Source organism: Stenotrophomonas acidaminiphila, from assembly GCF_001431595.1.
In the GTDB taxonomy this organism is placed as follows: Bacteria; Pseudomonadota; Gammaproteobacteria; order Xanthomonadales; family Xanthomonadaceae; genus Stenotrophomonas; species Stenotrophomonas acidaminiphila.
Genome location: NZ_LDJO01000057.1, coordinates 1 through 5,900, shown reverse-complemented (window position 1 = coordinate 5,900; position 5,900 = coordinate 1). Strand labels below are relative to the sequence as shown.

Here is a 5,900-nt window from a genome sequence, read left to right as displayed (position 1 = left end):
AAGAACGCGAACTGGCGCGATGCCTGCGGCGGGACGGCCCAGCAGTCGCGCCAGTTCGCGTTCTTCGGGAGTCAGGGGTTCGGACGTGTTCATTCGCTCAACCTCGCGCGCAGCTTGTCCATCGCATAGCGCAGCCGCGACTTGACGGTTTCCCGGCCCACGCCGGTGATCTGCCCGATCTCCTCCAGGCTCAGCTCCTGCTCCAGGCGCAGGATCAGGACTTCCTGCTGCTCCTGCGGCAATTCGGCCATGGCCTGGCGCAGCCGCAGCCGCTCGGCCTGCTCGCCGGCCAGCAGTTCCGGGGTACAGGTGTCGGCCAGGCGCGCGGTGCGCTGGTCGGCATCGTCCGGGGCGGCCGGCCGGTGTCGTGCGGCGCGCCAGTGGTCGTTCAGGCGGTTGTGGGCGATGCGGAACAGCCAGGTGGCGAAGCTCGCCTCCGGCTTCCAGCGCGAGCGGGCCAGGATCATCCGCTGCCACACGTCCTGGAACAGTTCCTCGGCCAGCGAGCGGTCGCGCAGCTGGCCCAGCAGGTAGTGGAACAGCCGCGCGCGATGGCGCGCATACAGCTCGGCGAAGGCCTCGCCGTCGCCTTCGGCGTAGGCCAGCATCAGCGCTTCGTCGGTCGGGGCTTGGAGGGCGGTATCCACGGGGCCAGCCTAAGCGCTCGCCACGCCACTGCCTAGTCGCCGCCGGACAGGGGCCGGCGCGGGTTCAGCCAATCCCGGGGCGCGCGCACCGGAGGCGGGGGTTGCGGCATTATGCTGCGACAGGGGAGTTCCGGAGTGCCGGAACCCGGAACACGCATGGAGACCATGTCCCACAGCCAACTCGACGTGCATGCCGGCAACGGCCGCGTGGACACCGATTCGCCCACCAACCGCGTGGTGGCGACGCTGCACGGCCTGCTGCCGCAGGGCAGCGCCGTGGCCTTGGCCTGGGACGATGCGGTGCTCGGGCAGGGCGATTGCGTCAGCCCGGGGGCCGATGGATTGCGCGGGGCGGTGCGCGGGCTGCTGGCCGGTGCGCCATTGGCGGATGGTCTGCGGCAGCCGCTGGTGGAACGCTGGACCGATGGTGACGACGGTGCCCGCATCGTGGTGCTGGCCGAGATCGATGCCAGCTTCTCCGAGGCACAGCGGCAGGCCTGGCTGGGTACCGCGCACGCCCTGGTCGCGGCGGTGCTGGTGTCGTTGCGGCAGGGCGTGCAGATCGAACAGCTCGAACGCGCCAAGCGCCTGCAGCGGGCCCTGTTCGAGATCGCCGACCTCGCCGGCAGCGACCTGGAAATGCCGCAGATGCTGGCCCAGTTCCACCGCATCCTGTGCACGCTGATGTATGCGGACAACTGCTACATCGTCGAATGCGACGAGCACCAGAGCAGCCTGCGCTTCCTGTACTTCGCGGACAACCTGGACAACTTCGCGCCGCATCCGGAGCAGCGTTTCCGCTTCGAGGAAATGCAGGACAGCCTGACCTTCGCGGTGCTGCGCCTGGGCAAGACGATGCATGGCCCCTCGCGCGAGCTGCTGCAGGTGCTGGACCGGCAGCATTCGGTGCACAGCGGCCCTGACAGCACCGACTGGCTGGGCGTGCCGATGTGGCGCGACGGTGCCGTGTGCGGCGCGATCGTGGTGCAGAGCTACGAGAGTGGCGTGCAGTACGGCGACGAGGACCGGGCCGTGCTCAATTTCGTGGCCAAGCACATCCTGACCGCGATGGACCGGCGCCAGGCGCACGTGCAGCTGGAGCAGCACGTGCAGCGGCGCACGCTGGAACTGGAACGGGCCAATGCCAGCCTGCAGGAGGAGATCCAGGAACGGCGGCGCGCCGAGGCGCTGCAGGCGGCGCTGTTCAATGTCTCGGAACTGGCGATGAACTGCGGCAGCCAGGCAGTGTTCCATGCCGAAGTGCACCGGGTGATCGGCGGCCTGCTGGACGCCAGCAACTTTTACATCGCGCTGGTCAACGAACAGGGCGACGGGCTGGATTTCGTCTATTCGGTGGACGAGTTCAACCGGGTGCGCGCCTCGCGCGCGTTCAGCGGCGGCCTGACCGAGTACACCATCCGCAGCGGCCAGCCGCTGCTGGCGACCCGCGCGGAGATCGACCAGCTGATCGCGCGCGGCGACGTGCGCGAGTTCGGTGCCAAGTCGTATTGCTGGCTGGGTGTTCCGCTGTTCAGTGACGACGAAGTGGTGGGCGTGATCGCGGTGCAGAGCTACAGCCCGCAGGTCAGCTTCACTGCGCACGACCAGCGGCTGCTGGCGTTCGTGGCACGCAACATAGGCAACAGCCTTGCGCGGCAGCGCGACCGCAACCGCCTGCTGCAGGCGCATGCCGAGCTGGAGCGGCGCGTGGCCGAGCGCACCCGCGAATTGGGCGAGGTCAACCAGAAGCTGCTGGCACAGATCGGCGAACGCATGCGCGTGGAGCAGCGCCTGACCCACCTGGCGATGCACGACGTGCTGACCGGCCTGCCCAACCGCCTGCAGTTGCTGGAAAAGCTGGAAGAAGCCATCGAGCACGCGCAACTGGGCATGGGCCCGTTGTTCGCGCTGCTGTTCCTGGACCTGGACCGCTTCAAGTGGGTCAACGACAGCATTGGCCACGCCGCCGGCGACCGCATGCTGGTGGAGGTGGCGCAGCGCCTGGTCGGCATGCTGCGCAGCGACGACGTGGTGGCGCGCCTTGGCGGCGACGAGTTCGCGCTGCTGGTGCGCTGCGACGGCGCCAAGAGCGCGATGGAGGTGGGCCGCCGGCTGCTGCGCTCGCTGGAACACTCGATGTGGGTCGACGGGCGCGAGCTGTTTCCCTCGGGCAGCATCGGCATCGCACTGTGGAGCCCGCGCTATACGTCAGGGGCCGAACTGCTGCGCGACGCCGATGCTGCGATGTACCGGGCCAAGGGCATGGGCCAGGACCGCTGCATGCTGTTCGACGAGGCCATGCGCGAGCAGTCGCTGCAGAGCCTGGAACTGGAAGCGGACCTGCGCCGGGCCATCATCAACAACGATTTCCTGCCGTTCTACCAGCCCATCGTGTCGCTGGCCGACGGCAGCGTGGTCGGCCACGAGGCGCTGCTGCGCTGGCAGCACGAGGGCAGGGGGCTGCTGCTGCCGGGCGAGTTCATCTCGCTGGGCGAGGAAAGCGGCCTGATCGAACAGGTGGACTGGCTGATCTACGAGCAGGTGGTGCGCGACCTGGCCGGTACCGCCTCGGGCTACGTTTCGGTGAATGTCTCGCCGCGCCACTTCCGCTCGTCCGAGTTCGCCACGCGCCTGTTCGGGCTGCTGGATGCGGCCGGCGCCGACCCGGGCCGGCTGCGGGTGGAGATCACCGAGATGGCGCTGCTGGAGGATGCCCCGCGCACGCTGCGCACGCTCTACCAGCTGCGCGAGCGCGGTATCGTGGTGCAGCTGGATGACTTCGGTACCGGCTATTCGGCGCTGTCCTACCTGCACCGGTTTCCGATCAGTGCGCTGAAGATCGACCGCAGCTTCGTGGCCGGGTTGCACGCCGACAATGGCAAGAGCACGCAGGCGCTGGTCGAGGGCGTGGTGTCACTGGCGCGGACCCTCGGCATCGAGACCATCGGCGAGGGCGTGGAGGACGAACGCCAGCTGCGCACCCTGTTCGAGATGGGCTGCAACTTCGGCCAGGGCTATCTGCTGGGCCACCCGATGCCACGCGAAGTGACGCTGCACAAGACGGAGTGAGCCGCCGTTCGTCGCGGGGCGGATACCGCGCCAGGGATGGGACGAGGCGCCGTCGATGCCGCGCCAGGCAGGGGAGGAGGTGCCAGCGAAGTCCGCCGCAACGCCACGCGCCAATGGGCTTGCCGCAACGCCGCGCGCCAGTGGACTTACCGCAACGCCGCGCGCAGTTTTTCGTCGAACCACTTCTCCGCCTGCGCCGGCGAATACGCGCGCATCCAGGCCAGCATCTGCCCGGCGTCGTCGCCGTACCACAGGTCCTGGCGCTGCTCGGGGTGCAGGAAGCGCTCTTCCACCATGTGGTCGATCATGCCGATCAGCTGCGCGTAGAAGCCATCGACGTCGAGGAACGCGCAGGGCTTCTTGCCGATGCCGAGCTGGCGCCAGGTCAGCATCTCGAAGATCTCTTCCGCGGTGCCGAAGCCGCCGGGCAGGGCGACGAAGGCATCGGACAGGTCGAACATGCGCGATTTGCGCTCGTGCATGGAGCCGACGATTTCCAGCGTGGTCACGCCCTGGTGCGCGACTTCCATGTCCACCAGGTGCTGCGGGATCACGCCGGTGACCTCGCCGCCGGCGGCCAGTACGCCATCGGCCACCGCGCCCATCAGCCCGGTGCGGCCGCCACCGTAGATCAGGCGCAGGCCTTCATGGGCGATACGCGTGCCCAGTGCGGTGGCACGCTCGATGTACAGGGGGTTGGCGCCGGGGTTGGAGCCACAGTAGACGCAGATGGATTTCATGGAGGTTCCTGCTGGGGAGGTGTGCGGATCGCGCCGATGCACAGGGCGCGATCTGGGGAATGCAAAAGCAAGAAGGCTCCGCCGGGGCGGAGCCTTCTCGGTCAGGCCGGTGTCGCTCAGTTGGCCTTGTGGATGGCGCGCTTGCTGACCGCCATCGCCGCGTCGTGGATCACTTCCGACAGCGACGGGTGGGCGTGGCAGATGCGGGCCAGGTCATCGGCCGAGCCGCTGAACTCCATGGTCAGCACGCCTTCGTGCACCAGTTCGGAGACATTGGCGCCGACCAGGTGCATGCCCAGCACGCGGTCGGTTTCGGCGTGGGCCAGCACCTTGACGAAGCCGGCCGGCTCGACCATCGCCACGGCACGGCCGTTGGCGGCGAACGGGAAGCTGCCGGCCTTGTACGGGATGCCCTCGGCCTTGAGCTGGGCTTCGGTCTTGCCGACCCAGGCCAGTTCCGGCTCGGTGTAGATGACCCACGGGATGGTGTCGAAATTGACATGGCCCGGCAGGCCGGCGATCAGCTCGGCAACCGCGATGCCTTCCTCGAAGCCCTTGTGCGCCAGCATCGGGCCACGCACGCAGTCGCCGACCGCCCAGACGCCGTCGACGCCGGTGTGGCAGTGCTCGTCGACCACGATCTGGCCGCGCTCGTTGACCTGCACGCCGGTGCCATCGGCCAGCAGGCCCTTGGTCGCGGCGCGGCGGCCCACGGCCACCAGCAGCTTGTCGACGGTCAGGGTCTTCTCGCCTTCACCATCGGTGTAGGTGACCACCACTTCCTTCTTCTTGCCCTTGCCGGTCACGTCGGTCTTGCTGACTTTGGCGCCGAGCTTGATGTCCAGGCCCTGCTTCTTGAACTCGCGCGCGGCGACCTTGGCCACTTCGGCATCGGCGGCGGCCAGGAACTCCGGCAGCGCCTCGAGGATGGTCACTTCGGCGCCCAGGCGCTTCCACACGCTGCCCAGTTCCAGGCCGATCACGCCGGCGCCGATCACCGCCAGGCGGCCCGGCACTTCGGTGAAGTCCAGCGCGCCGACGTTGTCGACGATGGTTTCGCCGTCGAACTTGGCGAACGGCAGTTCGATCGAATCCGAGCCGGCCGCGATGATGACGTTGGTGCCCTTCAGCTCGACCTCGGTGCCGTCATGCTGCTTGACCTTGACGACGTTGCCGGCCTGCAGCTGGCCGAAGCCGTAGTAGGCGGCGACCTTGTTGGCCTTGAACAGCTGGGCGATGCCACCGGTGAACTGCTTCACGATGGCGTCCTTGCGGCCGACCATCTTCTCGACGTCCATCTTGGCGTCCTTGAAGCTGATGCCGTGGTCGCCAAAGATGTGGCCCATGTTCCAGTACTGGCGCGAGGAATCCAGCAGTGCCTTGGACGGGATGCAGCCCACGCGCAGGCAGGTGCCGCCCAGTGCCGGCTTGCCGTCCTTGCCCA

4 protein-coding genes are annotated in these 5,900 nt (G+C 68.1%); 1 reads left to right on the top strand and 3 read right to left on the bottom strand.

Translation table 11 applies throughout. The features are described 5' to 3' along the window. Positions 1-89: 89 nt before the first annotated feature. Positions 90-647 carry an RNA polymerase sigma factor gene (locus ABB33_RS14785; RefSeq protein ID WP_082394053.1) on the bottom strand — a complete coding sequence of 186 codons (558 nt, stop codon included), beginning with the start codon at positions 645-647 and terminating at the stop codon, positions 90-92. A 165-nt stretch (positions 648-812) separates the two neighbouring features. Here ABB33_RS14785 and ABB33_RS14780 point away from each other — a divergent pair, with 165 nt between their 5' ends. Beyond that, positions 813-3,716 carry an EAL domain-containing protein gene (locus ABB33_RS14780; RefSeq protein WP_082595119.1) on the top strand — a complete coding sequence of 968 codons (2,904 nt, stop codon included), beginning with the start codon at positions 813-815 and terminating at the stop codon, positions 3,714-3,716. 146 nt (positions 3,717-3,862) lie between these two features. On the opposite strand, the gene ABB33_RS14775 is transcribed toward ABB33_RS14780, so the two are convergent. Then, entirely contained in the window at positions 3,863-4,456 is a 594-nt protein-coding gene (locus ABB33_RS14775; RefSeq protein WP_054666604.1) for an LOG family protein, read from the bottom strand. Positions 4,457-4,572: 116 nt separating this feature from the next. Then, positions 4,573-5,900 (bottom strand): dihydrolipoyl dehydrogenase (gene lpdA, locus ABB33_RS14770; RefSeq protein WP_056932615.1); only part of this gene is annotated, 1,328 nt, incomplete at its 5' end.

What these genes read in the sequence shown, in the direction of transcription:
- ABB33_RS14780 (WP_082595119.1), top strand. Translation starts at nt 813, where the DNA reads ATGTCCCACAGCCAACTCGACGTGCATGCCGGCAACGGCCGCGTGGAC.
- ABB33_RS14775 (WP_054666604.1), bottom strand. Translation starts at nt 4,456, where the DNA reads ATGAAATCCATCTGCGTCTACTGTGGCTCCAACCCCGGCGCCAACCCC.